A 25,049-nucleotide genomic window follows, 5' to 3' on the forward strand; every position below is an offset into this window, starting at 1 on the left:
AAGGTGTGGGCAGGACTACAAGAGCAGCGGGGCCAGGGGCCAGCGGCCCTGCAAGGCCTCCTGGATGCCCCGGTTGTAGGCGAAAGCCTCCAGGTAGCGGGCCTGCTGAGCAGGGGGGAGCTGGGTCAGGGACTCCAGGAGCAGCTTCCCGGCTTGTTGCAAGGCTTCCTGGGCAGCCTCTGGTTGGTTCAGCCGGTGCAGAATTTGGGCCTGTATCCAGGCCACCTGCTGGATGGGTAGGTCGGCCTTCAGGCAGTGGAGGCGGGCGTAGGCCAGCCTCGAGGCTTCCAGCGCCTCACGGAGCCGGCCCTGCTGCAAGAGGTTGAAGGCCCGCATACTCTGGCAAAGTTCCAGCAGGGTAGGCTCCGGGCTTTGCAGGGTTTCGCGGAGCCAGCGCTCGCTTTCGTGGGGTTGATTGGCGCGGGTCTCCACCAAAGCCGCCACATACCGGGCCTCGCGGGCCTGCCAGGAGTGGGCTCCCAGGCCGGGCAAGGCAAAGGTAATCTGCTCGCGGGCCTCCTCCAGCCGGCCCAGGTGTACCAGCGCCAAGGCCCGTAGCATGGCCCGGTAGTGATGGGCGTAGGGGGTGGGGGCTTGTAAGCGCTCGAGCGCTGGCTCAAACGAGCCCAAGCCAATCTCGATCAGGGCCAGGTGGGTCTGGGCGCTTTGCCAGATGAACTCCATGCCCAGCTCTCTCGCCAGGGCCTGGGTCTGCGCAAAACGCCGCAGGGCCTCCTGGGTATGGCGGGCGGTGTGCAGGGCCACCGCCAGGTTGTGCAAGAGGGCCACCTCATCGCCCTGGAGGTGCAGTTCCTGGGCGAGGGCCAGCCCCTCCTGACCCAGGGCAATGCTCCCCTCCGCATTGCCGCTGTGGTAAAGAAAGCGGGCCTTGGAGCGCAGAAAGCGCACCCGGTGAACGGGCGCGCCCTGGGTGTAGGGCTCGGCCCGGTCGTACCAGTGCAAGGCCTGTTCGGGCTGGGCCTGCTCGAGGGCCAGCTCGGCCAGCAGCAAAGCGGCGCGGAAGGCGTTTTCCGGCGATTCGGGTTGCTGCAAGACCGCCAGGGCAGCCTCGCGGGCCCCCTCGACGATGCCCAGGTGCTCAAGGGCATACACCAGCTCCAGCCGGGCGGCCTGGTTCTGGCTTTGGCGCAGCCAGTGGACGGCTTGTTCAAAGTCGCCCAGCACCCGCGCCAGCCGCCCTTTGCGGTAGGCCAGTTCCGAGGCCAGCTCGGGCCGGGCCAGGGCTCCCAGGCGGGCCAGTTCGGCCTGTTGGGCCTGGGGGTCGGCCATCTGGTAGTAGATTTCCTCGAGCTCGAGGCGAAGCTGGGCCTCGAGGGCAGGGTCGTGGTGGAGCAGGCCCAAAGCCCGTTCGAGGTGCGCCAGGGCCTGGGGCCAGACCGCCAGCCTGCGGGCCTCCTGGGCGGCCTGCCGGCTCAAACGCAACATGGCCTGGGGTTCCCCGGCCCCAATGGCGTGATCCAGCAGGACGGCAGCGGGGACGGGCTCGTCCTGGGCGCTCAGGGCCTCGAGCAGCCGCCCATGCAGGTAACGCCGGGTGGCCGGGGGCATGAGCGCCTGGGTGGCTTCCAGCAGCAGGTCGTGGGCGAAGCATCCGTTCTTTAGGAGGCCGGCTTGCTCGAGTAGATCGCCATTCTCCGCAATGCTCAGGGGGCTTTTTTGCAATGCCTGAGTGGCCAGCCGGGGGGTGTAGCGTTCGCCGGCCAGGGCAGCCAGTCGGAGCAGTTCCAGGGCATCCGGCAAAAGCCGCCCCAGGCGTTGCTGGAGCATGGCCTGCACCCGCCCGGAGCGGGGCAGCCTGGGCCAGGCCGCCTCAAAGTCGGTCTCGCTTAGCTCCAGCCACCCCTGTTCCTCCAGGCTGCGCAGGGTTTCCAGCACGAACAGCGGGTTGCCCCCGGTCAGCCGGTGCAGGGGCCGGGCCAGTCGACGGGTTGCAGGGGGTAGGGGCAGGGCCCCGATCATCTCCTCCAGGCCCGCCATCCCAAGGGGCGCCAGCGCCAACCCCAGCGCCTCCCCGGAGGCCAGCAGCTGCTGCACCAGGGCTTGCCCTCGAGCCGAGAGTTCGTCCGGACGGTAGGCCAGCAGGAAGGGGGTGCCCGGAAGCTCGGCCAGTACGTAGTCCAAAAGCTCGAGGCTGGCTCCGTCCACAAACTGCACATCGTCGGCCCCCAGTGCCGGCTTTTGGGCCTGCTGCCACGCTTGGAGCAGGGTCAGAATGGCCTTATATAAGCGCAGGCGGTCTTCCGCACCGTGCAAAGGAGGTGGGCTTTCGTCCAGGTCGGGCAGCAAACGGGCCAGTTCCCGGCGCACCCAAGGGGGTAGCCCGCCGGGTGATACCTGGGCCAGGGCCTGCTCGAGCCACCGGGTCGCGCTGGCGTAGGGCACCCCGGCATCGCCGGGCCGCCCCTGCATTAGCCCAGAAGCGACCCCCTGCGCGGCGATGAATTCCTGCAGTAGCCGGGTCTTGCCCACCCCCGGCTCGCCCTCCATCAAAATCCGCTTTCCTGTCCGCCAAGCGGACTGAAGCCATGCCCACTCGGGGCTACGGCCCACCAGAGGAGGGCTGCTGAGCTCGGAGGCCGGGTGCATAGTTCGACCTGTGCGCAGGCTCTCGGCCAGCAGCCGGGTCTCCCGGCTAGGGGCCAGGCCCAGCTCCCGCTCCAAAAAAGCGGCGTAGCGATGGTATTGTTCCAGCGCTTGGGCCGCCTGGCCCAGCCCGGCCCAGAGTTCCATGCACTCGCGCCAGACCTCCTCCTGCAAAGGGTCGCGGGTCAGGAGCTCCTGATAGCTCAGAAGGGCCTCGTTTGGCTGGCCGGCGGCTTTTTGTTGTCGGGCCAGGCCCAGCAAGGCGCCGTTGTAACGTTCTTCCCAACGGGCCCGGGCAAGCTCCAGCCAGTCCTCGAAGGCCGGAGCCTCGGCGAGCTCGAGGCCCAACAGCAGCGGCCCCCGGTACAGGCGCTTGGCCTCGGCATACTGCCCGGCCTGCTGGAGCTGCTCAAACTGGGCGGCGTCCGTCTCGAGGTTATCCAGGTAAAGTACGCCCTGGTTTTCCCACACGGCTCCGACCAGATGAGTTTTTTTCAAGCGGTACAACTCGTTGCGCAGGTTGGCCCTGGCCCGCTCTTCCTCGGCCTCCCAGAACAAAGCGGCCAGGGTGCTGCGGGGGGTGGGGCCTTCCAGGGCCAGATAGGCCAGAAGCCCCAGCAGCTTGCGAGTGGGCAGGTGCAGCCGCTCACCCCCCAGCCAGGGCTCGGGGCTTCCCAACAATAGCAGGCGAACCTTCATGGCCTTGGGGTTAGTGTACGTACAAGTTAGCGCATTTGTTTTTTTATAAAGAAAGAGGGCCCTAGGGGGCCCTCCTGAAAGACCGGATCAGGTTCTTAATCAAGCTAATCAAGGGTGCAGCGATATACCTTGATATCCGGCAGGCTGCGGGTGCTCGAGTTGCCCAGCGAGTCGGTAGCGGTCAGGGTTAGCCGCACGACCTGGCCGTTGTAGGCGTTGGTCACCGAGCAGGCTGCAAACAGCGATGGAGTGTTGGAGGGTGTCCAGGCTAGGTTGCCGCTGGTGGTGGTGGGGCCGCTTACAACCACATTGCTGGCGAAAACCGTGGAAGTGCTACCGCCGGGTGCGTAGGAGGTGGCCCGCCAGGTGTAGGTAATGGGGGTGTTGCCCTCGGGGTCGGTGGCGCTGGCACTGGCGCTAAGGGGGGTCGTCCAGGTGTAGCCATCACTGTTGTAGTTGATGCCAGGGGACAGGTTACCCAGCGTAATGTTGGGTGGCAGGTTGGGTGGGGCGGGGTTGATGGTGATGCTAACGCTGGCCGTTGCGCTGAGCCCTTGGGGGTCGGTGGCGGTGAGGGTGAGGGTGCGGGCGCCGGTACTGCTAAAGCTAATCTCGGTATTGCAGCCGGCGCGGGGGAAGGTGGTATCGCTGGGGTTGCTGCTGGTCCAGCGGCAGGCGATGGGGCCGGGGCCAGGGTCGGGGCCTTCGTTGAGGTCGGTGGCTGAACCCAAAAGCTGTACGGTTTGCCCCACAAAGAAGGTGGCACCGGTGGTGGGCTGGGAGATGGAGACCACAGGAGCCGAGTTGATCACGCTCACCGTCCGGGTTGCGCTGCTTTCGCGGCCCAGCAAGTCCCTGGTCGAGACCCGTAGCGTGCGGCTTCCTGCCGTATTGAACCGGTAAAAGGCGGTGTTGCCCACAACCCGTGTGGGGGTCGGTTCAAAAGTCAGGGGGCAGTACACGGGGGGGCAGTTGCTGCCGGCGAAATCGGTCACGTTGGCGGTAACGCTCCATTCGCGGTTGAGGTTGGCGTTGGCCGGGCCGCTCAGTGCGATGCTGGGGCCGCTGGGGCCCGCATCCAGGGCCCTGGAGACCGCGGCAAAGGCATTCACCCGCCGCTCGTGTCCCCGCACCCCCACCCCGCCCACATGGGCGGTGTCGCGCAAAATAGTCCAGACCTGGCCGGCATTCAGGGACGGGTTGGCGGCCCAGACCAATGCTGCCACGCCCGCCACAAAAGGGGAGGAATAACTGGTACCGGCACTCAGGCGGGCCTGATTGGCCCGGTTATCGGGGTCTGGGCCGACCCAGAGCCAGTAAGGGCCATAAATGTCCACGCTGTTGTCGTCGAGCTTGCTGCCAAAGTTGGAGCCGGCGTCGCGGGCCGTGGCGTCGTGGGCCATGCCGCCCACACAAATCACCGAGCGTGATTCACAGGGAATGAAGGTGGAGCCTTCGATGCCGCCGCCGTTGTCCACGTCCTTGCCCGCATTTCCTGCCGAAGCAAAAATCAGCTTGCCGCTAGCCGCAACCGCCCAGGTAAAACCGTCTATAATCTCGCTGGGTGCGGGGCAAAGGCCAAAGCAGGCAACCTTGACCGCGACGTCCCAGCCCAGATCGAGCTCGAAGCCAAAGCTCATGTTGATGATTTTGGGATTGCCGAAAAGGGTAGCGGTGATGATGCGCTCGAGGGTGGTGATGATGCCGATAAAGTCCCCCTGGAAAGGCACCGCCAAGAGCTCCCCTACCGGCCCGGCGGGGCCGGCCACGCCAAAGGCATTGTCGGGGCGGCCCATGGCCGAGGTGGTGACATGCGTGCCGTGCCAGGGGCAGGAAAAGCCCCCCGAGCATTGTAGGGCGCTGGGTTCGTTCCAGCTTCCCACCACCTGGCGGGTCTCGGGGAAGTCGCCGCTGGGTGCGAACCCGCCGTCCAGAATCATGATGCGAACCTTGTTGTCAAAACGCCCGGCCCGTTCGAGCAAACGCCAGGCCTCGCCCACCCCAATGTCCTGGGCGCTGCCCCGGCTCATGTAGGGCCACTCGAAGGCGTTGGGGCTATACGGGATGTCGGGGGTGCTTGAGGTGGCAGCTTCGCTGGTGCTTCCGCTCGAAATGGCCCCGGAGGTGAGCACAAAGTTGGGGGTGACGGTCATTTTTTCCTGGTTGGCTTCGGCCAGCGCAACTGCCAGCAACTGAGCGGCGGCTGGGCTCGAGGTGCTGAACCGTCCCTTCAGGTCGGGTACGTTCTGGTTGAGCTGTTGCAGGATGCGCTCCACCTGGGCCGCCGAGGGGTCGAGTTGCACCTGGTAGGTTTTGGGGGCGTCGCCCACCTTTTCCACCTGGCCGATTACCCGCCCGCCCCAGCGGGCCAGGAAGGCGTTGAGCCGGGACTCGTCATCGGTGCTGACCACCAGCTCGCCCAGCACAAAGTCCATGGCAATACCGCTTTCGCCCACCATGCGGGCCAGCGGGCGCGGGCTGCCATCGGGGCCGGGGAGGGTGGCTTGTGCGGGGGCCAGGCTGGTATCTACCGGTATTTGCAGAGTACCAGAGGGCTTGTTGCTTCCGCAGGATGCCAACAAGAGCAGCGAGCTGACAAAGATTGCTTTCCAAAGGTGTTTCATTTACTTCCTCCTTCTAGGTCTTCGACTTGCTTCCGAAGCTGCCCTAAGGGTAGAGGGAAGGGGTTGAACGACCCATGAACGGTTTGGAGTGCAAGGCCTAGATAAAAAATCCCGCCCAGGGGCGGGATTGAGGAACTGGCCCGGGGTCTATGGCAGCTTGTGGTAGAGCGGTAGGCCTGCCGGGGCAGGGTAGAGCGCCAGGGCTCCTGCACTTCCAATGCTGGAGCTGGTGATAATCCGCTCGGGGGTGGTGGGGCTACCCGAGGTGCTGCTGGTGCTAAGCTGTGTTGAGGAGAGCCGGGCAAACTTGCCAGCGGAGTAGGTGATCCATAGCCCGCCCCCCTCGTCAAAAGCCATACCTTCCAGTACCGCTGATACCGGCACACTGACCTGAATGGCCGGGGTTAGGGTCTTGGTTCCACTGCCCCCCTGGTCGCTGCTGGTCAGGCGGTACAGCACATTGCCGCCAAAAGCCATGACCCACAGGTTCCCCGAGGCATCGAAGGCCAACAGGTTAGCGTCCAGGGTGTTTATGACCGGGCTTGGGGTCTGGGACTGGATGGTCAGGTCGGGGCCGCTGGTGCTGGCATTCAGGCGACTGGCATTGAACTTGACCACGCGCTTAGCGCCCGCATTGGCGATCCAGAGATTCCCCGCCGAATCAAAAGCCAGACCCTCGGGTCCATCGAGCCCCGTGATTTCGACCCCTGGCGTGACCGTAGAAGCACTGAGCTGCGCCGCAGCAATGCGCACGACCTTGTTGGCGCAGGGCACGCTGACCCAGAGGTTGCCGTTTGCGTCAAAGGCCAGCCGGGCAGGCCCGGGCAAGCAGCTAATACCACTGATATTGATGCTGCGGTCGCGGGTTTTGCTGCCCGAAGTGCCCAGCGCGCTGGCCGGGTAGCGGGCCAGGTTGGGGTCTGCCGTGGTACCCCCGATGCCCCAGAGGTTGCCGTCCTGGTCGAAGGTCAGGTCGCGCAGGTTGATGGTGCCGGCACTCACGCTGGGGCTCTGGGTGGCGGTGCTGCCCAAGAGCGATGCGGCAAAGGCCAGCACGGGCGAGGCCCCGCTGGGCGGGTTGCTGTTGTCCATCCAGAGCTTGTTGCTGCTGGGAATGGGGCTGTAGGAAACGTTTATGGTGGCATTCTGGCCGTTGCGTACGCAGGCTGGGCTATCACTTACACTGGGGCTATAGGCGGTGCGGATGAGGGGGTCGCTCTGGGCCACTTTTTCCGCAGTGGCGCTGTAGCTGCCGGCAGGGGTACCCGTAAAGGTCTGGCTGGCGGTAAGGGTCTGGGTACCCGAGGGGCCGACAAGCGTAACCTTGGCGTTTAGACCTGCGGGCAGGCCGCTCACGTTCACGACCAGATTGCCGGTGCCGGTGGGGTCGCAGGCGGTGGTGGGACCGCCTGCGGGACAGGCCGTAAGCAATAGAGAAATCACTACGAATAGGCCGAACCAGGATTGTTGCATTTATTCCCTCCTTTAACGCTTTACTCTAGTGTGCCATACTCGAGCACCCCCGAAGATTAACGAAACGCCCCTTAACGCTCCATGAACGCAGGCCAACCCCAGTAGACTAAGGTCATGCTGTACACGCTGGGCGGCTTGCGGCTCGAGGGCAGCAACTTTGGCCGGGAAAAGCCCTTGCTGCTCCTGGCCTACCTGGCCCTGGAAGGCCCCAAACCGAGGCGCTTTCTGGCCGAGCTGTTCTGGCCCGAGGCCGCCGACCCCATGAACTCGCTGGCGGTGGCCTTGAGCAAACTGCGCAAGCTGGGGGCCATCTACGGCGACGAGAGCCGGGCCTGGGTAGACCTGGACTGCGACGCCCTGGACTTGCAGGATACCCTGCGCTCCGGGCGCTGGGAGGAGGGTTTGCGGCTTTACCGGGGGCCTTTTGCCGAGGGACTCAAGGAAGCCCTGGGGGCCGAGCTGGAGGAGTGGGTTTTGGAAGTGCGCGAGCGACTGGCCCTGGAGGTGCGCCTGGCCCACCTGGTGCTGGCCGAGCGGGCGGCCACCCAAGCCGACTTTGCCGAGGCTGCGGCCCAGGCCGAGCAGGCCTACCGGGTGGCGGGCGCGCCGCCCCTCGAGCCCGAAGTTCTGCCCAAGCTGCACCGGCTGTTGCTGGCGGCAGCACACCCCCTGGCCGAAACCCTCGAGCGGGAGGCGCGGGAGCTGGGCCTGAGCCTCTCGCGCAGCACGCCTTCGCGCAACCCGGCCCAGCCGGGCCTGGTGGGGCGCGAACAGGAACTGCAAAGCCTGCTAAACACCCCGGAGGGTGCTTGGGTCTGGGTGAAGGGTGGGGCTGGATTGGGCAAAAGCGCTTTGTTGCGGGAGCTCGAGGTTCGTACCGGTTGGCTGTACCTGCCGGCCCGCTCGGGGCTGCCCTATGCCACCCTCGAGCCCTTGCTGGAGTCCGTGCAAGGGGGTGAAGAAACCCTTTTGCGCCGACTGGCTTCCTTGGGCGAAAACCTGATGGTAGACGGATGGGAGCAGATAGACCCCGAAAGCCAGCGCCTGCTCACTCGCCTTCGCAACCTGCGGCCACCCGGGCGGGTGCTGCTGGCAGGCCGGGGCGAGCCCCCCTTTGGGGTAGAGGTGCTGCTGGAATTGAAACCGCTGGGCCCGGGGGAGCTGAGCGCTTTTCCGGGAGCCTACGAGGCCACTGGAGGACTCCCGGCCCTGGTAGCGGCCTGGCTGCGGGGTGAGCCGCTCGAGGCCGCCCTCGAGACCCGCCTGCTGGCCCTGGGCGAGGAGGCCCGGCAGGTCTACATGGCCCTGGCCCTGCTGGAGAACCCCGACCTGCTCCTGGCCCGCAACGCCGCGGGACTGGGTGCTACCGCCATGGCCCAGGCAGTCGACGAACTGCTCTCGGCGGGCCTGATTGACCTGAACGGAGCCGTGTATGGGCGCGAGGCGGCCTTGCGCTTCGTGGCCGAACGCCCGGCCCAGGAGGCCCGCCTGAGCCTGGGGCTGGCCCGCCAGCTCAGGCCCCAACAGGCCCTGCCGTTTTTCCGGCGGGCCCGCGCCCTCATTGAAAAAGCAGACCTGCCCCACCTGCTGCAGGCCTACGCCACCTGGGCCACCGAGCTCATCCGGCGGGGCTTTCCCAGACGGGCTGCCGAGGAACTGGCCGAAGCGCCCCAGCACCCCGAACTGAGCCTGCTGCGGGCCCGGGCGCTGGAGCGGGCCGGGCTCTACAGAGAGGCCCTCGAGGCCATGCGCTTTTTGCCCGATACGCCCGAGCACCTGGCCTTGAAGGCCGCCCTGTTTCACCGCTCGGGCCGCGCCGACGAGGCGCAGCAGGCAGCCGAAAAAGCCCTCTCGGGCGGCATAGAATCCCGCGCCGAGGCCCACAACACCCTGGGCCTTATCCATCTGGCCCGGGGCCAGCTGGCCGAGGCCTCGGCGGCTTTCCGGCGGGCGGCGGCGCTGTGGCTGGGGCTGGGGGACGAAAGCCGCCGGCTGGGTGCCTTGGGCAACCTGGCCATCGTGCGGGCCCGGCAGGGCCAGGATGCCGCCGAAGCCTTCGCCGAGGTGCTGGAGGCCGCGCAAGACAACCCCCAGGTGCAGGCCCAGGCCCTTATCAACCTGGGCAAGGAGTACGAGCGCAAGCGCAACCTTGTAGAGGCCCTGCAAAGCTTTCTCCAGGCGGAGCAGGTGGCCCTGGCGTCGGGCAACCTCAAGCAGCTGGCCCTGGCGCTCAACAACGCCGGGGCCGTGCAGCACACCCTGGGGCAGACCGACACGGCCCGAACCTTCTACCAGCGGGCCGTGGCCGCCGCGCGGGAGGCCGGCGAGGCGTATGTGCTGGCCCTGGCTCTTTCCAACCTGGCCGAACTGGAGGGCGACCTCGAGGTCTGGCAGGAGGCCATTGCGGTCTCGGAGAATGCGGGTTACTCCGATCTGGCCCAGCAACAACGCGAGCAGCTAAGGGTGTTCATGGAGCGTTCAGGGTAGGTCGTGCACGATGGGTTTATGCCGAAGAGCGCGTACTTGCTCGAGGAAACCCTGTGGTTGGAGGTTCAGGATGCGATGGATAGCGGTGTGGGCTGTGTTGGTAGCGCTGGCGGCTTGCGACCTTTCGGGCAGTGGTGGGGAGCCGGTCTCGGCCACGGTTTACCCGACCCCGCGGCGGGCTACCTGGGGCGAGGAGGTGCGATTGAACCTGCCCTGGCGGGCCGGCTCGAGCCTGCGCCTGAGCCTGGCGGGGGAGCCAACCCCGATAGTTCGCAGCGAGGTTCTCGGGACGGGTAGCACGGTAATCTTTCAGGTGCCCAGCAACTTGTGGGGCGGCCCCCAGACCCTCGAGCTTACCGAGGGTGAAAACCGCGCCACCGGCAGCCTGACGGTGCTGGGCGAAGGGGTGGGTACCGAGGCCCTCCTGGTTGTGCGGCCTGAAGTAACCGAGGCCAGCCTGAGCCAGAAGATGGCCAGCGCTGGTCTACGCCTGGTGCCCAACACCAAGGGGGAAGTGTTGGTGCCGCTGGGCGGGGCCAGCGGGCCCTGCGCCGGACGGCTGGCCCAGGTGGCCCAGGCCTCCGGTGCACCCCTGGCCATCGGGGCTTTGTTGGAGCGCCTCGAGGCGGCTGCTGCGGGATTGGTGGTGGATCTGGACGGCATTGTGGGCATAGACCCCCTCACCGGCTACGACACCGACCAGAGCCCGTCTCCGGGTACCAGCCCCATCGACGCGCGGCAGGCTATAAGGCGCAACCCGTCCAGCAACTTCACCGGGGCCGGCACCACCATCGCCATTGTGGACACCGGGGTGGCCAGCCTGGCTAGCCTTAACCTGCGCCCCGGGGCCGACTTCACCAATCTCGAGACCCCCAACCCCAACCAGGACGAGTACCAGGATGGCCTGGGCCACGGCACGGCTGCGGCCGTGCTGGCCGCCGACGCTGCCTACGGGGTGGCCCCCGCTGCCGGGATTCTGCCCATCAAGAGCTGCGATAAAAACGGCAAATGTGCGCTAGCCGCCGTCATCCGGGGTATCTGCTATGCGGTAGCCTATGCCGAACAGAACAAGAACCAGAAGCTCATCCTCAACCTGAGCTTAGGCAGCGACACCCCCAGCGAGATCGTCTACATCCTGCTCAAGGATGCCCTGATGAAGCGCGGAGTAAACGGGATTCCGGTGGTGGTGGCCGCCGGCAACCAGTGGGCTATTCGCACCAGCAAAAAAGGTACGCTGCACCACTTCCCGGCCTCCTTTGGGGGGAACCGTGGGCTATCGGTGAGCCGCGACCCCGCGCGCCGCATGACCCCGCTAAAGGGCCTGCTGAGCGTGGGGGCGGTGGGACTATTTGGTTCTGATTATCGGGTCAGCAGCTTTAGCAACAACGGCGACTTTGTAGACCTGGTGGCCCCCGGCGAGCGGGTACGCAGCCTGCGCCCCAACAACACCCAGGCCGAGTTCACCGGCACTTCGTTTGCCGCCCCTCTGGTGGCTGGTGCGGCTACGGTTGTGCGCCAGGCCAGCGCCCTCACCCCCCTGACCCCGGAGGCCCTGGAGCTCACCCTGCTGACCAACCTGACCGACCCCAGCGGGCTGGGAGACGCGCCGGTGGAGGCCCGGGGTCAGGGCTTGCTGGATATGACCCGGGGCCCTTAAATGAGCACACTCACCGACTGGTTGGTATGCACCCGCCGGATGGCCTGGGCCAGGAGGGGTGCGGTGGGCAGAATGGTATAGCCCAGCGCCGGGCTGAGGGCAATGGTGTCGGTAAAGACGACCTCGAGGATGGCCGGGTGGGCCAGGTTCTCGCGAGCATTGCCCACCAGCACTGCGTGCGAGGCCATCACCACGACTTCAGGAGCGGCACCTGCGGCCACCAGGGCCTCCACCCCGCGCCGGATGGTGCCGCCGGTGGAGATGATGTCATCAATAATCAGGGGGCGTTTGCCGGCCACGTCCCCAATCACATAGCTGACCTGGGTTTCGCGGGGGCCGGTGCGGCGCTTGGCCAGGATGGCCAGGGGCAGGCCCAGCCGCTCGGAAAGCCGGCGGGCCTGTTCGGCCCGCCCCGAGTCGGGCGAGACCACCACCGCATTCTCAGTCAGATTCCGCTCTTCCAGGTACTCGGCAAACAGGCGCACCGCCGAGAGTTCGTCTACGGGTTGATAAAAAAACCCCTGGATCTGGGGGGCGTGCAGGTCTACGGTAATCACCCGGTGGATGCCCACGTGTTCCAGCAGGCCGGCCACCAGCCGGGCCGTGATGGGTTCGCGGCCCTGGGTTTGCTTGTCCTGGCGGGCATAGCCAAAATAGGGAATCACCGCGTTGATGCGCCCTGCGCTGCTGCGGCGCACTGCGTCGGCCAGCACCAGCAGCTCCATGAGGTTGTCGTTGACCGGGGGGGCGGTGGGCTGGATCAGGTACACATCGTCGCCGCGGATGCTCTCCAAAAGGCGCACCCGTACCTCGCCGTCGGGGAAGCGCTCGACGGTGGCTTGCCCGAGCTGGATGCCCAGAGCCCTGGCGACGGCCTCGGCCAGGGGACGGTTGGCGTTGCCGCTAAAAAGTTTGACGTGGCCGCCATTGCTGTGCTGCATTTCCTCTTGTGGTGTTGAACCCAGCCGCTCAGTTACGGATGCGCCCCCCATACTCCCTCCCCCAATTCCCGCACGCCCAACCATGTACTATCCAGATACCTCAGTATACCTGTGGATCTTTCCCAGCATCAGTGGGGCAGCCAGGATGAGGTCTTAATCCAAAACAAAGTCCATAAACCCGTGTGGAAGCGGTACAACCCCGGCTGGCTGCCATTGGTTGGCTTAAGTGCTCAATACCTGGCCGATGAGACCAGCCAGGCGCTTGGACGCACTTTCTAAAAAGGTTTCAAAGGCCACGGGGGCTTCGCTGCCGGCCTGGTCGGTAATGGCCCGCAGCAGGGCCATGGGCATCCCCATGCGCTTGGCCGTCCACAAAGCCGCGGCACCTTCCATTTCTACGGCGTCTGCGGCGAACACCCGGCGCACCTCCTCGGCCTCGCTGCGGAGGGCCAGAAAACGGTCGGCGCTGGCGATGCGCCCCAGGTAGATGGGCAGCCCCATAGCCAGCGCGGTGCGCAAAACCCTTGAGGTGAGCCCCGCATCGGCGGGAATGAAGCGCTCGCCGGTGGCCAGTTCGCCCGGTGCGCGGCCAAAGGCCGTAATGTCCACGTCGTACTGCACGGCATCCTGGGCCAGAATTAGATCCAGGGTCTTAAGGTCGGGGTTCAAGGCCCCCGCTACGCCTACCCAGAACGATTGGGACGGGTTGAAGCGAACCTTGGCGTAGGCCACAGCAGCGGCGGCGGCCGCTTTGCCCACCCCGGTTTCGATCAGTACCACCGGATAGCGCCCCAGCTCGCCCTGGTGGATAACCCAGGGGCCATCCAGGGCCTCTTGCAAGCTAAGCTGTCCTCGCAAAGCTTGGGCTTCGGCGCCTTCGGCAGCAAACAAGGCAACCATCGACATACCGGGTAGCCTAGCATTCACAAGGGTGAACTTCCAACACCAGGGCTTCGGAAAATGCCCAAATCTCAAGCAGCAAAACCGGGTATATGTATCTAACCGGCTAGTGGTCAGGTAACCAGGAAATCGGTATGCACTACTGTCCCCTTCAATAAGCCGCACATCGCAACTATGGGCAATCAATGTGCTTCAAAACACGCCGCCAAATAAGTTACCGGTGCACTAGGACGAAATTTCAACGGTTTCTTGCACATGCAGACCCTCATTCAGTACCCGCTTGGCCCAGGCCCTGGCGCCCTGGGGGTCGTGGTCGCGGTAGTTGCCGCACTCGAGCTCGCTTACCCCGGGTACGGGTTCAGTATGGTTCACCACGTCTTTGAGCGTTTCCCGGAAAGCCTCCAGCACCTTCTGGGGCCCCGGCTCCCCCAGCACCACCATATAAAACCCGGTGCGGCAGCCCATGGGCGAAATGTCTACTACCCCCTCGAGGTGACCGCGGATATAGGTGGCCAGGAGGTGCTCGAGGGTGTGTACCGTACCGGTGTTCAGGGCTTCCTGGTTGGGCTGGGCCAGACGCAGGTCATACTTTTCTATCCGGTCGCCCTTAGGCGTCTCCTTCACCCCTGCCAGCCGCACGTAGGGGGCCCGAACTTTTTTGTGGTCAAGGCGAAACGATTCTGGGATGGGTGGCCTGGACATCGGTTTCAGTCTACCGCAGCGCGATGGCTGAAGAAAGCCATAATTCAAGGGACAAACGCTGAAGGCTGGGCGAGATGCGGGCAGGAGTGAACCTCAATGGCCATGGCCCTAGCCCCGCAGCTTTTTCCAGAGTTCTGGCGTCAGCAACAAGAATACCGGTATCAACTCAATGCGCCCCGCCCACATTTGAAAAATCAGAATGACCTTCGAGAGCGGCTCCAGACCGGCATAGCTCCCCATGGGCCCTACCTCGCCCAGCCCGGGCCCGATGTTGCCTACGGCCTGTGCGCTGGCGGTAAAGCCAACCACAAAGCTGTTCTCCAGCACTGAAATAAGCAGGGCCCCCGCGGCCACCAGGGCCGCATAGAGGGTGATGAACGCTGCTACCGAGCGCATCACGTCCTCGCCCAGGATTTTGCTGCCCAGGCGAAGGGTGATGATGGCCTGGGGGTGCAACGAACGTATAAGTTCTCGCCGCACAATGGCCCCTACCACCAGCCAGCGGATCACCTTGATGCCCCCAGCCCCCGAGCCCGCACACCCGCCCACAAACATGGCCGCGACCAGGATGGCCTGGGCGGCCGGAACCCACAGGGCAAAGTCGGCACTGGCGTAGCCGGTGGTGGTGATGATGGAGGTGACGTTGAAGAAGGCATGGCGCAGCGCATCGCCCCAGCTATAGTTCATGGCCTGGGTGTGATGGGTCATCAGGAAAGCAGCCAGCGACAAGCTAAAAACCAGCACAATCAGGGTATAGACCCGCAGCTCTACGTCCTTGAGCAAGGGCCGGGGGTCTTTAGTAAAAAAAAACTTGTACTGCAACACAAACCCTGCACCGCCCAAGAACATGAACAGGGTGCCGAACCACTGGGCCAGCGGGGTGTACTGTTCAAAGCTACGGGGGTTGGGGCTGAAGCCGGCTGCGGGCAGGGTGGTCAGGGCGTTACAGACGGCCTCAAATGCTGGTACACCCGCAATCCAGTAGCACACAGCGGCTGCCAGGGTGAGGACAGCGTACACCTTGAGGATGCTCAGGGCGGCCGTGCGCAAACGAGGGGTGAAGGGTTCTTTTTGGACCCCGGTGCTCTCGGTGATAAAAAGCTGGCGCCCGGCCACGGCCAGATGGGCCAGCAGGGCCACCGCCAGCACCAGGAAGCCCACCCCCCCAAACCACTGCATCAGGCTGCGCCAGAAGAACAGGCTGTAGCCAAACTGGGAAAAATCGGCTAGAGCGGTAGCCCCGGTGGTGGTAAAGCCCGACATGGACTCAAACAGCGCATCCAGGTAGGGCATTCCGCCGGCAATCCAGAAGGGGATAGCTCCCAAAGCGGGCACCAGCAGCCAGACCAGGGCGATGGAGAGCAGGGCTTCGGCCCGGCCCGGCTCGTGTTTGGGGTCGCCCAGCTTGCGAAACCAGGCGCCCAGCCCCAGGCCCACCACCGCTCCGGCCAGGAAACCCCAGGGCGATTCGCGCAGGAGCAGCGAGAGGGCCTCGAGCCCCAGCATCACCACCCCCATAGCCAGGTAGACCACCCCCAGAAAGTAGTAGGCAAAGCGCAGGTTTTCCAGTAGCCAGGGTTTCGCTCTGTTGCGCATAAGCATTTCACTTCAAGTCCTAAGGCGGCGCCAAAGCTCGGGTGTAAACAGGGAAAAGACCGCAATTAGCTCAATGCGACCGGCCCACATTTGAAAAATCATGACGGCTTTGGAAACAGGGTGCAGATTGCCGTAATGGGCCATGGGCCCCACCTCCCCTAACCCAGGCCCCACGTTGCCGATAGCCGCTGCCGAGGCGGTAAAGGCCACCACAAAGTCTTCTTCCAGAACCCCCATTACCAGCACACCCAGGGCAAAAAGGCTCACATACAGGGTGATAAAAGCCGCCACCGAACGCATCACGTCCTCGCCGATGTTCTTGTTGCCCACCCGCAATGGCAGCACGGCCTGGGGGTGCAGGGCCCGCTGCAACTCCCGCCGCACCAGGGCGCCTATCACCAGCCAGCGGATGACCTTGATGCTCCCTCCCACGCTGCCGGCGCTGCCCCCGATGAACATCAGCATGACCAGAAGGGTCTGGGCAGGTACCACCCACTGGGCAAAGTCGGCCGAGGCAAAGCCGGTGCCGGTGATGATGGAGGCGGTCTGAAAGAAAGCGTGGCGCAGAGCCGGCTCCAGGCTATAGTCGTGCCGCAGGTAGAGCACGCCTGCCATGAGCAGCGCTACCGTAAGCACAATCAGGGCGTAGGCGCGAAACTCGGGGTCGCGCAGGGGCGCGGTGTACTCGCGGCCAAAAATAGCCCGGTACTGGAGCAACAGGTTGACCCCGGTGAGGAACATGACGATGGCGGCAATCCACTGGGTGAGGGGGGCGTAGGCAGCAAAGCTCTGGGGGTTAGGGCTAAAACCGCCAGCGGAGACGCTCGAGAGGGTGTTGGCTAAAGCTTCGAAGACGGGCACCCCGGTTGCCAGATACGCGGTCAGGGTGAGCAGGGTCAGCAGCAGGTAGACCCGCAGGATGTAGTTGGCAGTCTGTCGCAGTTTGGGGGTGAGCTGCTGCTTTTGTACGCCGGTGGTCTCGGCAAAAAACATCTGCCGTCCGGCCAGGGCCAGGTGGGGCAAGACTACAATAAAGAGCAGCAGGATGCCCAAACCACCAAACCACTGGCTCAGGCTGCGCCAGAAAAAAAGCCCGTAGCTAAAATGTGAAAAGTCGGCCAGGATGGTGGCCCCGGTGGTGCTGAAGCCCGAGGTGGCCTCGAACAGGGCGTCCAGGTAGCTAAGCCCCCCGGAAATCCAGTAGGGGATGGCCCCCAGGATGGGCACCAGAATCCAGAGGCCGGCCACTGTGAGCAGGGCTTCGGCCCGGCGCGGCTCGGCCTGGGGGCTGCCCAGCTGCCGGAGAACCCAACCAAGGGCCAGCCCAATGGCCGCCCCAACGAAAAAGCCCAGGGCATCTTCGCCCATGAGCGTATCGGTCAGGCCCAGCAGGCCCATCACCGCGCCCAGCGCCACATATACCGTTCCGGTCATGTAGGTAGCCACCGGGATGGGGTTGGCCGCTTTGGACTTAGCGAACCTGGGCCAAGACTTCATCGGCCACCTGCCGGTCGGTGAGCACCAGGAGCTTGTCGCCTGCCGTAACGGCCAGCATGGGAGAACGCAGATAAACCTTGGTGCCGCGCTCGAGGGCCACCGCCACCGCGCCGTTGGGCATGGACAACTTGTCGAAGGGGGTCTCGCGGAAATCGGGGGGCACCTCGAACTCCAGAAGCTCGACCTGGTCTTCGATCAGGGCCAGGTGGTCTACGTTGTCGGGAGCGATCCAGTCCACCACCTCACGCACCGCAGCGGCGCGGGGAGTGAGGGGAATGTCGATACCTACGTGCTCGAAGAGGCGGCGGTTTTCGCCCCGGTTGACCCGGGTAATCACCTTGGCCACCCCCACCTGCTTGGCCAACAGAGAAACCAGCAGGTTTTTCTCGTCGTTTTCCGTGACCGCTACCATCACATCTACTTGGTCGAGGCCCTCGGACTCCAAAAGCTCCAGGTCGGTACCGTCGCCCTCGAGCACCAGCGCCCCCGGCAGGTGCTCGGCCAGCCAGGCGCAACGGTCGGGGTTGTGGTCGATGATGGTGACCTCGAGGCGGTGTTTGATCAGCTCTTGGGCCACCATAAAACCCACGTTGCCACCCCCCACTACCATCACCCGCCGCACCCGCTCGCGGGGGGCAAAGCAGGCCTGAATGGCATCGAAGCCCTGCGGGGTGGTCATGAAGAAGATGCGGTCTTCGGGCTCGAGGGTCAGCTCATTGAACTTGGGGTCGGTCGCGGCGTAGAACCTACCCTCGCGCAGAATGCCGGCCAGGAAACTGCCAGGAGGCCAGTCCAGCGAAGCCAGGGCCTTGCCTGCATAGGGGCCGCCCTCCCGCACCTGATACTCCACAAAGCGCAGCCGCCCTCCGGCCAGCACCTCGGTATCGACCGCCCCGGGGATTCGGATGACCTCGACAATTTCCCTGGCCAGCGAGCGCTGGGGCCAGAAGACCTGGTCGATGCGGGTGCCCAGAATTTCCACCGTGCGGGGGTCGGTCAGGATGTCCACATAGGATTGTTTGCCCACAAAACACAGGGTTTCCTTGGCCCCCAGCCCCTTGGCCAGCATGCAGGCAATCAGGTTGACCTCGTCCCAGTTCGTCGTAGCCAGAAAGGTGTCGCAGAGATCTACCTTGGCCTCGCGCAGGGTTTCGGGGTCGGTGACGCTGCCAATCACCACCTGCACATCCAGCCCCCCGAGGCGTTCTTTGGCCTCGGGGTTGGTATCCACCACCACCAGATCGTGCTGGGTGTGGAGCGCTTTGGCAATCTGCGAGCCGATCTCGCCGCCGCCGGCAATCACAATGTACATAGTGGGCTCCGCTTTGCTAACTGCCAAAAGCTGAAAGCCAAAGGCTGAAGATCCCTGTGGCGGTTTTCAGGGGTTTCAGTCTCCCGGTTTTGTCGAATGCTCAAGTCCAGACAGACCTGAAAAGGTTCCATAGGCCAAACCGGGTTCAGCTTACACCTGAATTGTTTCTGTGGCTACGTTGTGCATCACCGGCACCCCTGGTTTCCAGGACACCCGACCCACCATCTGGCCATGCAGGTCGTAGGCTTCGGCCTGCGTGACCCTAACCCGGATGAGGTCGCCGATCTTGACCGTTGCGTCGGTTTCGGCGTACACCAGGCCATCGATGCCCGGCGCGTCGTACTTGGAGCGGCCCACCACCTGGCCCGGAAGCTCGCCGTAGTCGTCCACAATGACCTCCAGGGTCTGGCCTACCCTGGCCTGGTTTTTCTCGAGGCTAATCTGTTGCTGCAAGGCCATCAGGCGAGCCCGGCGCTCCTCCTTGACCTCCTGGGGCACCGCGCCCGGCAGGGCGTTGGCGTCGGCCCCTTCCACCTCGGAGTAGGTGAAGCAGCCCACCCGGTCAAGCCGCGCCTCAGCGAGGAAGTCCAGCAAAAGCGCAAAGTCTTCCTCGGTTTCGCCAGGGAAGCCCACGATAAAGCTCGAGCGGATCGCCAGGTCGGGGGCGACGGCACGCCATTCCCGGATGGTTTTGAGGTGGCTTTCGGCCCCCCCCGGGCGGCGCATAGCCCGCAGGATTTTGGGAGAAGCGTGCTGCAACGGCACGTCCAGGTAGGGTAGCAGCTTGCCCTCGGCCATCAGGGGAATCAGGTCGCGCACATGGGGGTAAGGGTAGACATAGTGCAACCGCAGCCAGGCCCCGAGCCCCGTGAGTTTGTTAACCAGATCCACCAGGTGGGCCCGCACCGGTTGGCCCGCGTAGTCCGATGGGCGGTGGCGGATGTCCACCCCGTAGGCCGAGGTGTCCTGGGCAATGACCAGTAGCTCTTTGGTGCCGGTGCCCACCAGCCGGGCCGCCTCGAAGAGGATATCGGCGGCGTCGCGGCTTTGTTGCAGGCCGCGCAGTTTGGGGATGATACAGAAGCTGCATTTGTGGTTGCAGCCCTCGGCAATTTTCAAGTAGGCGTAGTGGCGGGGGGTGAGCTTGACCTGGGGCGGCACCAGGGCTGTGAAGGGGTTCGTGTCGATCGGGGCCACCCGCTGCACGGCGGCCAGTACCTTGTCGACTTCGCCGGGGCCGGTGACTTCCAGCACCTGCGGATGGGCCTGCTGAATGACCTCGGGGCGGGCCCCCAGGCAGCCGGTCACGATCACCTTACCATTCTCCGAGAGGGCCTCGCCAATGGCGGTGAGGGACTCTTCCACCGCCGGGGTGATGAAGCCGCAGGTATTCACCACCACCACATCGGCGTCCTGATAGGTGGGGGCGGTCTCGTACCCCTGGGCCCGCAAACGCGAGAGTATCTGCTCCGAATCCACCAGGGCCTTGGGACAGCCCAGACTCACAAACCCAACCTTGCCTGCCATTCGATCTCCTGCGCGCCTTTCGCGCGACAACGCGCTCGAGTATAGCAGCAATAGCTCTGATTAAGTGTAAAAGGCAAAGTTGAGGGGGTTACGTCTGTTGTAGCCAAGCCATTGGCCCGTCAGCGCACCAAACGCCAGGAACCACCTACAAATCTCCTGCAAGGGGTAATGCTAGAATCTGTGGGGTTTCTAGGAATCTGCATTCGTAGCCAGTGGAAACCGGAGGTCAATATGGCAGGACTCATGGATTTGCTTGGAGCGGCCCTCAACGAAAACACCATCCAGCAGATGGCGGGCCGACTGGGGGCTTCGGACACCCAGGTACAGAGCGCGATCGGGATGGCACTACCGGCCCTTTTGCAGGGCTTGCAGCGCAACGCCGCCGACCCCCAGGGGGCCAAGTCGCTGGCGAATGCTTTAGAGCGCGATCACGATGGGAGTGTTCTGGACAATTTGATGGATTTTTTAGGCAATGCCCAGCAGGGACCGGGGGCAGGCATCCTGCGGCACGTGCTGGGTGACCAGCAGGTGGTGGTGCAGCAAGGCATTGGACAGGCCTCCGGCATCAACCCCAACCAGATTGGCGGTTTGTTGGAGATGCTGGCCCCAATCGTGATGGGAGCGCTGGGCAAAACCACCCGTCAGCAAGGTGCGGGTACGGGAGGATTGCTGGATTTGCTGGGGCAGGCCACCGGGCAGATGCAGCAGCAACAGCCCCAGGCCTTCAATTTAGTCACCATGCTGCTCGACCAGAACCGCGACGGCAATGTGATGGACGATGTGGTGCGGATGCTAGGCAATTTCCTGAAGCGATAGGGGGCTGAAAGAAATAAGGCCGGACGCGTGCTCCGGCCTTTATTCACATGAAATCACTGTCTTTATCGCTTTTTTACCGGATCACTGTCCGTAGCGCTGGGTTACGACCTGCCCTACGTTGCCCATGCGGCCGCGATCCTGGCCGCCCACAACGACCCGCACCACCCCGGCATTACCGGCCCGTACCACCACCGGGAGGGGGAAGCTGAGCTGGGTTCCGCCGGGGGCGGTGCCCTCGTAGAGCTGCCTGCCGGTGCGGGCATCGGTCACGCGGATCCAACTGGTGCCCTCGAGCCGGAGCACCAGGCCGGTGGTGGGCGTGGGTGTGGTTGGATTGGCGGGGGGCGTGGTTCCTGGGGGTGGTTCGGGGGTGCTGGGAGTAGGCGCAGGGGGAACGGGGGTCAGGGCGAAGCTCAGGTTGCGGTCGTTTTGCAAGGTGAGTACCTGCTCGTACTTCTGGTAGCCGGAGGCCTCGATGCGAAGGGTACGTTCGCCGGCCTCCACACGGGCCTCGAGGGGAGCCTGCCCCAGCAAAAATCCATCCAGGTAAACCCGCGCCCCGGTAGGCTGGGTGGCAATGCGCAGGCTGATCTGCTTGGGGGGCGGGGGTGTGACGGGGGCCGCTGGAGGAGGGACTGGGGTAGAAGTGCTGGGGGGGTTCAAAGCCCGGTAACCCAGCCAGCTCAGGATTGCCAGGAGCAAAACCAGTGGCACCAACCACATCCAGCCAGCGCCGGAAGGTGAGGCCGGAGCTTTTGGGCCCGGCGTGGCTTTGCTCGAAGCAACAGGCCCGCCCAGCTCGGGGATGCCGATGGGGTACAGGGCCAGCAGGGGGGCGGGCTCGAGGCCCAGCAGCTGGGCGTAGCGTTTGAGGTAGCCTCGAGCCAGGGCGGGTTCGGGCAGTTCGTCGAAACGGCAGTCTTCCAGGGCCTCCAGAATGGCCCGCCGCACCTTGAGAACCTCCGCTGCCTGGGCTATTTCCAGGCCCTTAGCCTCGCGGGCTTCCCTTAACCGCTTCCCCAGCTCACACATTGCGTCTTATTCTATGCTACAAAATCAGCTCACGTGCAGCCAATCTGTTCTGGCTCGGATAGCTGGGCAAGAGCCAGCGCAATTTGGGCCGCCAGCCGCGCATTTTCTTCAAGCAGCCGCAGATTGGCCTCGTCGGTCTGGCCCCCACTCAGCTCGGAGATGCGCCGCAGCAAAAAGGGTGTCAGGGCTTTGCCGCCCACCCCGGTGCGGGCGGCCTCCTGGGTGGCTTGCTCAACCCAGCGCTGTACCTGGCTAAACTCCAGCCCTTTGGAGATGGGGTTGAGTACCAGCGAGGCGCCCGGCAATCCCAGATCTCGGGCGGTTCGAAAAGCCCGGGCGGCCTCCTGGGCAGATTCCACCCGGGCAGGTAGGGGATAAGGGCTGGTGGGGCTGTGAAAGGCGGGAAGATGGTTTGTTTTGTAGCCCAGCAGGGCCACGCCCAGCGACTCCAGGCGCTCCAGGGTGGCGGCCAGATCCAGGATGCTTTTGGGGCCCGCCGAGACCACCACAATGGGGGTTCGGGAAAGCTCGAGCAGATCCGCCGATTCGTCGTAGGGATGGGGGTGCACCCCGCCGATACCCCCGGTGGCGAAAACCTGAATTCCGGCCTTGTGGGCCAGGAAGGTGGTGGAGGCCACGGTGGTGCCGGCGTTTTTGCCCTGGGCCACCAGGGCACCCAGGTTCCACAGACTGGCCTTGTCGGCGGTGTCGTCGGCAGCGATGGCCTGCAGCTCGTCCGGGGTCAGGCCCACCACCACTTCGCCCTTGAGGATGGCAATGGTAGCGGGGATGGCCCCGGCCTGCCGCACGGTGTCCTCGAGCTTCTGGGCCAGCTCCAGGTTGAGGGGGCGGGGCAGGCCGTGGGTGATCACGGTGGACTCGAGGGCCACCACCGCTTGGCGGGCTCGCAGGGCCTGGGCAACTTCGGGGTGTACGCGCATGTGTACAGCATAAGGGAGGGAACCGGGGATTGGGGGTGAGGGAGAAGTCTGATCCCTGGTTGCTGGTCAGCGCGCTTCGGTTCCTTTATCCCGTTACTTGCGGGAATACCCGATTGCGCCCCGCTCGCTTGGCCGCGTAGAGTTGCTCATCGGCGGCGGCGAGGAGTTTTTCGTGATCGGAGAGAGTGGGGTCGTTGCTCACCCCAATGCTCACCGTGACCTTCAGATGGGGGTGAATGGTGCTCCAGTCGTAGCTCTCCACGCGTTGCCGCAGTCGTTCACAGGCCACCAGCGCACCCAGCAGGTCGGTCTGTGGAAAGACCAGGGCAAATTCTTCACCCCCGTAGCGGGCTGCAAAGTCTACGCCACGGCAGTTGGACTCGAGCATCTGTGCCACCAGCCTCAGCACATCGTCGCCTACCTGATGGGAAAAGCGATCGTTAATCTGCTTGAAATGGTCAATATCCACCATGGCGATGCTGAGGGGGAAGTTATAACGTTTGGAAGCGGCAAACTCGCGCCCTAGGTTTTCCTCCAGGTAGCGGCGGTTATAGAGCCGGGTGAGGGGGTCCTGACGGGCCAGGCGCTCTAGCTCTTTAGACTGCTGGCGCAGCTTGTCCAGCAGGCGGGTCTTTTCGGCGTTGGCTTCCTTGAGGCTTTCGATGGCACGGGCCAGCTCGCGGTTGGCGCGGGCCAGCTCGGTGTTGCGCAGGCGCTCGATTTCAGCTTCCTGTCGGGCTTTTTCTACCTGGAACCCGGCCAGCAGGGCGGCGGTTTTTTGGGCTTGTTGTTCCTTGTGCAGCCTGCGCTCAATTTCAATGGCCTGCTTGAGGTGGTAGAGGGCGAGCGCGGGTTTGTGAAGCTGTTCAAACACCTTCGAAAGCGCCTGGTGGAACTCGAGCAAAGGCTTTTGGGGTCCTAGCTCCTCGGCCATTTTGAGCCCTTTTTGCAGGGCCAGGGTGGCGGCTTCCGCTTGTTCTAGGTGGCCGAGGGTCGCGCCTATCTGCAGCCATGTGCTGAGCTCACCCAGCCGATTGCCCTGCTCCTGGTAGAGATTTTTGGAAGCCTGGAATAATTCCAGAGCTTTTTCCAGGTTGCCCAGGGTGGCATGGGAGAGGCCCAGGTTTTCCAGACAGGTAGCCCGTACCTGGGGGCTACCCAACCGGCTGGCAATTTCCAGGGCCTGCTGGTGGTAGTCCAGGGCTTCCTGGGTGCGGCCCAGCCGCTGGAAAACCACACCCAGGTTGGAGAGGGCGTTGGCCTCGCCCTGGAGGTCGCCCAGTGCACGCTTAATCTCCAGGCTTTCGCGGTAGAGCTGTACCGCCCCTGGATAGTCGCCCATCTCGAGGTAGACCAGTCCCAGGTTGTTCAGGGTGCCCGATTCGGTCAGGCGGTCGCCGATCTCGCGCTTGAGGGCCAGGCTGCGCAAAAAATACTTGGTGGCCTCCTGGTAGTTGCCCAGGGTGTACTGGATGATGCCTACCCCGCTCAGGGCGTGGGATTCCTGGGCTTTGAGTTCGTATTTACGGCTTTGCTCGAGGGCTTCCAGATAATACTCAAGGGCTTTGGGAAAAGTACCCTGAAAGTAGTAGAAGTTGCCCAGGGCATTCAAGGTGTCGATCTCGCCCTTGACTTCACCGGCCCTGCGCAAGATGGCGAGGGCTTCCTCGAGACACCCCTGGGATGCCGGCAGGTTGCCCTGGCGAAAATGAAAATCGCCCAGGTTTTTGAGGGCCAGGCCGCGCCCGGCCGGATAGGCGGGGTTCTGCGACAGAATCAGCATTTCTTCCACGGTCTCTTTGGCCCGATGCAGGTCGCTCAGACGCAGAAACTGGTAGAGCTGATCAAGCAACTCCAGTTTCTCCGATAGGGCCTGGGTCTGGCTGAGTTGGGCCTCGAGGGCCTGGAGGGTTGGATTCATAGCCCAAAAGTCTTGAACTTAATAATACTGTTTTACGACCCAAAGCAAACCTGGTTGCCACGTATGCCCTTGGCCTAAGGGGCTGGTGCATAAAGAAAAACCACTCCTTCTTCCCCAGCGGGGGAGGCTGGGTGGGGGCATAACACCCTGTTGGGTAGCCGAGTTGCGGGCATTTTTTACAACGCCAAGCACTCGAAGCGCTCCTTCGCGTTTCCCACCTTTACGCTGCACGCGATGCAGCGTAGATTACCCCCCCTCGCCCTAGCTTCCAAAGGATGCCGTAGGGGGTATTCTTGGGAACCGCTCCTGGCTGAGGTTTG

Annotated in this window: 16 protein-coding genes; 3 read left to right on the top strand and 13 right to left on the bottom strand. The window is 64.1% G+C overall.

Annotation, left to right across the window (positions count from 1 at the left end):
* Nucleotides 1-15: 15 nt before the first annotated feature.
* The 3 genes from Q0X23_RS10890 to Q0X23_RS10900 form a co-directional block, all read right to left on the bottom strand.
* Nucleotides 16-3,303, bottom strand: coding sequence for a BTAD domain-containing putative transcriptional regulator (locus tag Q0X23_RS10890; RefSeq protein ID WP_297860311.1), 3,288 nt, complete (start codon nt 3,301-3,303; stop codon nt 16-18).
* A gap of 104 nt (nt 3,304-3,407) precedes the next feature.
* Nucleotides 3,408-5,927, bottom strand: a complete 2,520-nt coding sequence (locus tag Q0X23_RS10895) for a S8/S53 family peptidase (RefSeq protein ID WP_297860312.1) — start codon at nt 5,925-5,927, stop codon at nt 3,408-3,410.
* A 147-nt stretch (nt 5,928-6,074) separates the two neighbouring features.
* Nucleotides 6,075-7,400 (bottom strand): hypothetical protein, encoded by a 1,326-nt coding sequence (locus tag Q0X23_RS10900; protein WP_297860313.1) that lies wholly within the window; start codon nt 7,398-7,400, stop codon nt 6,075-6,077.
* A gap of 114 nt (nt 7,401-7,514) precedes the next feature.
* On the opposite strand from Q0X23_RS10900, the gene Q0X23_RS10905 reads away from it, so the two are divergent.
* Entirely contained in the window at nt 7,515-9,887 is a 2,373-nt protein-coding gene (locus Q0X23_RS10905; RefSeq protein ID WP_297860314.1) for an SARP family transcriptional regulator, read from the top strand.
* Nucleotides 9,888-9,957: 70 nt separating this feature from the next.
* Nucleotides 9,958-11,544: a S8 family serine peptidase gene (locus Q0X23_RS10910; RefSeq protein ID WP_297860315.1), complete on the top strand. Its 1,587-nt coding sequence runs from the start codon at nt 9,958-9,960 to the stop codon at nt 11,542-11,544.
* Here Q0X23_RS10910 and Q0X23_RS10915 read toward each other — a convergent pair.
* The 7 genes from Q0X23_RS10915 to rimO form a co-directional block, all read right to left on the bottom strand.
* Nucleotides 11,541-12,485, bottom strand: coding sequence for a ribose-phosphate pyrophosphokinase (locus Q0X23_RS10915; protein WP_297861210.1), 945 nt, complete (start codon nt 12,483-12,485; stop codon nt 11,541-11,543). The two genes, Q0X23_RS10910 and Q0X23_RS10915, sit on opposite strands and share 4 nt — an antisense overlap.
* 222 nt (nt 12,486-12,707) lie before the next feature.
* Nucleotides 12,708-13,385 carry a 5'-methylthioadenosine/S-adenosylhomocysteine nucleosidase gene (gene mtnN / locus Q0X23_RS10920; protein WP_297861211.1) on the bottom strand — a complete coding sequence of 226 codons (678 nt, stop codon included), beginning with the start codon at nt 13,383-13,385 and terminating at the stop codon, nt 12,708-12,710.
* 225 nt (nt 13,386-13,610) lie between these two features.
* Nucleotides 13,611-14,087, bottom strand: a complete 477-nt coding sequence (locus Q0X23_RS10925; protein ID WP_297860316.1) for an S-ribosylhomocysteine lyase — start codon at nt 14,085-14,087, stop codon at nt 13,611-13,613.
* A 108-nt stretch (nt 14,088-14,195) separates the two neighbouring features.
* Entirely contained in the window at nt 14,196-15,683 is a 1,488-nt protein-coding gene (locus tag Q0X23_RS10930) for a TrkH family potassium uptake protein (protein WP_297860317.1), read from the bottom strand.
* A gap of 12 nt (nt 15,684-15,695) precedes the next feature.
* A complete protein-coding gene (locus Q0X23_RS10935) occupies nt 15,696-17,180 on the bottom strand; it encodes a TrkH family potassium uptake protein (protein ID WP_297860318.1) in 1,485 nt (494 codons plus the stop codon).
* On the bottom strand, nt 17,155-18,492 hold the full coding sequence (trkA, locus tag Q0X23_RS10940; protein WP_297860319.1) for a Trk system potassium transporter TrkA: 1,338 nt from the start codon (nt 18,490-18,492) through the stop codon (nt 17,155-17,157). The genes Q0X23_RS10935 and trkA overlap by 26 nt, the downstream gene beginning before the upstream one ends.
* A 150-nt stretch (nt 18,493-18,642) precedes the next feature.
* Nucleotides 18,643-20,019 carry a 30S ribosomal protein S12 methylthiotransferase RimO gene (gene rimO, locus Q0X23_RS10945; RefSeq protein ID WP_297860320.1) on the bottom strand — a complete coding sequence of 459 codons (1,377 nt, stop codon included), beginning with the start codon at nt 20,017-20,019 and terminating at the stop codon, nt 18,643-18,645.
* A 231-nt stretch (nt 20,020-20,250) separates the two neighbouring features.
* Between rimO and Q0X23_RS10950 the strand changes: the two genes are divergently transcribed.
* Complete coding sequence (locus Q0X23_RS10950) at nt 20,251-20,835, top strand: DUF937 domain-containing protein (RefSeq protein WP_297860321.1); 585 nt, start codon at nt 20,251-20,253, stop codon at nt 20,833-20,835.
* Between the two features lie 81 nt (nt 20,836-20,916).
* Here Q0X23_RS10950 and Q0X23_RS10955 read toward each other — a convergent pair whose 3' ends face one another.
* From Q0X23_RS10955 to Q0X23_RS10965, 3 genes are all read right to left on the bottom strand, one after another.
* Nucleotides 20,917-21,867: a RodZ domain-containing protein gene (locus Q0X23_RS10955; protein ID WP_297860322.1), complete on the bottom strand. Its 951-nt coding sequence runs from the start codon at nt 21,865-21,867 to the stop codon at nt 20,917-20,919.
* Nucleotides 21,868-21,896: 29 nt separating this feature from the next.
* Nucleotides 21,897-22,808 carry a pseudouridine-5'-phosphate glycosidase gene (locus Q0X23_RS10960; protein ID WP_297860323.1) on the bottom strand — a complete coding sequence of 304 codons (912 nt, stop codon included), beginning with the start codon at nt 22,806-22,808 and terminating at the stop codon, nt 21,897-21,899.
* A gap of 85 nt (nt 22,809-22,893) precedes the next feature.
* The gene (locus tag Q0X23_RS10965; protein WP_297860324.1) at nt 22,894-24,729 is read right to left on the bottom strand and encodes a tetratricopeptide repeat protein; all 1,836 of its coding nucleotides are present in this window, start codon (nt 24,727-24,729) and stop codon (nt 22,894-22,896) included.
* Nucleotides 24,730-25,049: the final 320 nt, after the last annotated feature.

The organism is Meiothermus sp. (genome assembly GCF_026004115.1).
Classification (GTDB): domain Bacteria; phylum Deinococcota; class Deinococci; order Deinococcales; family Thermaceae; genus Meiothermus.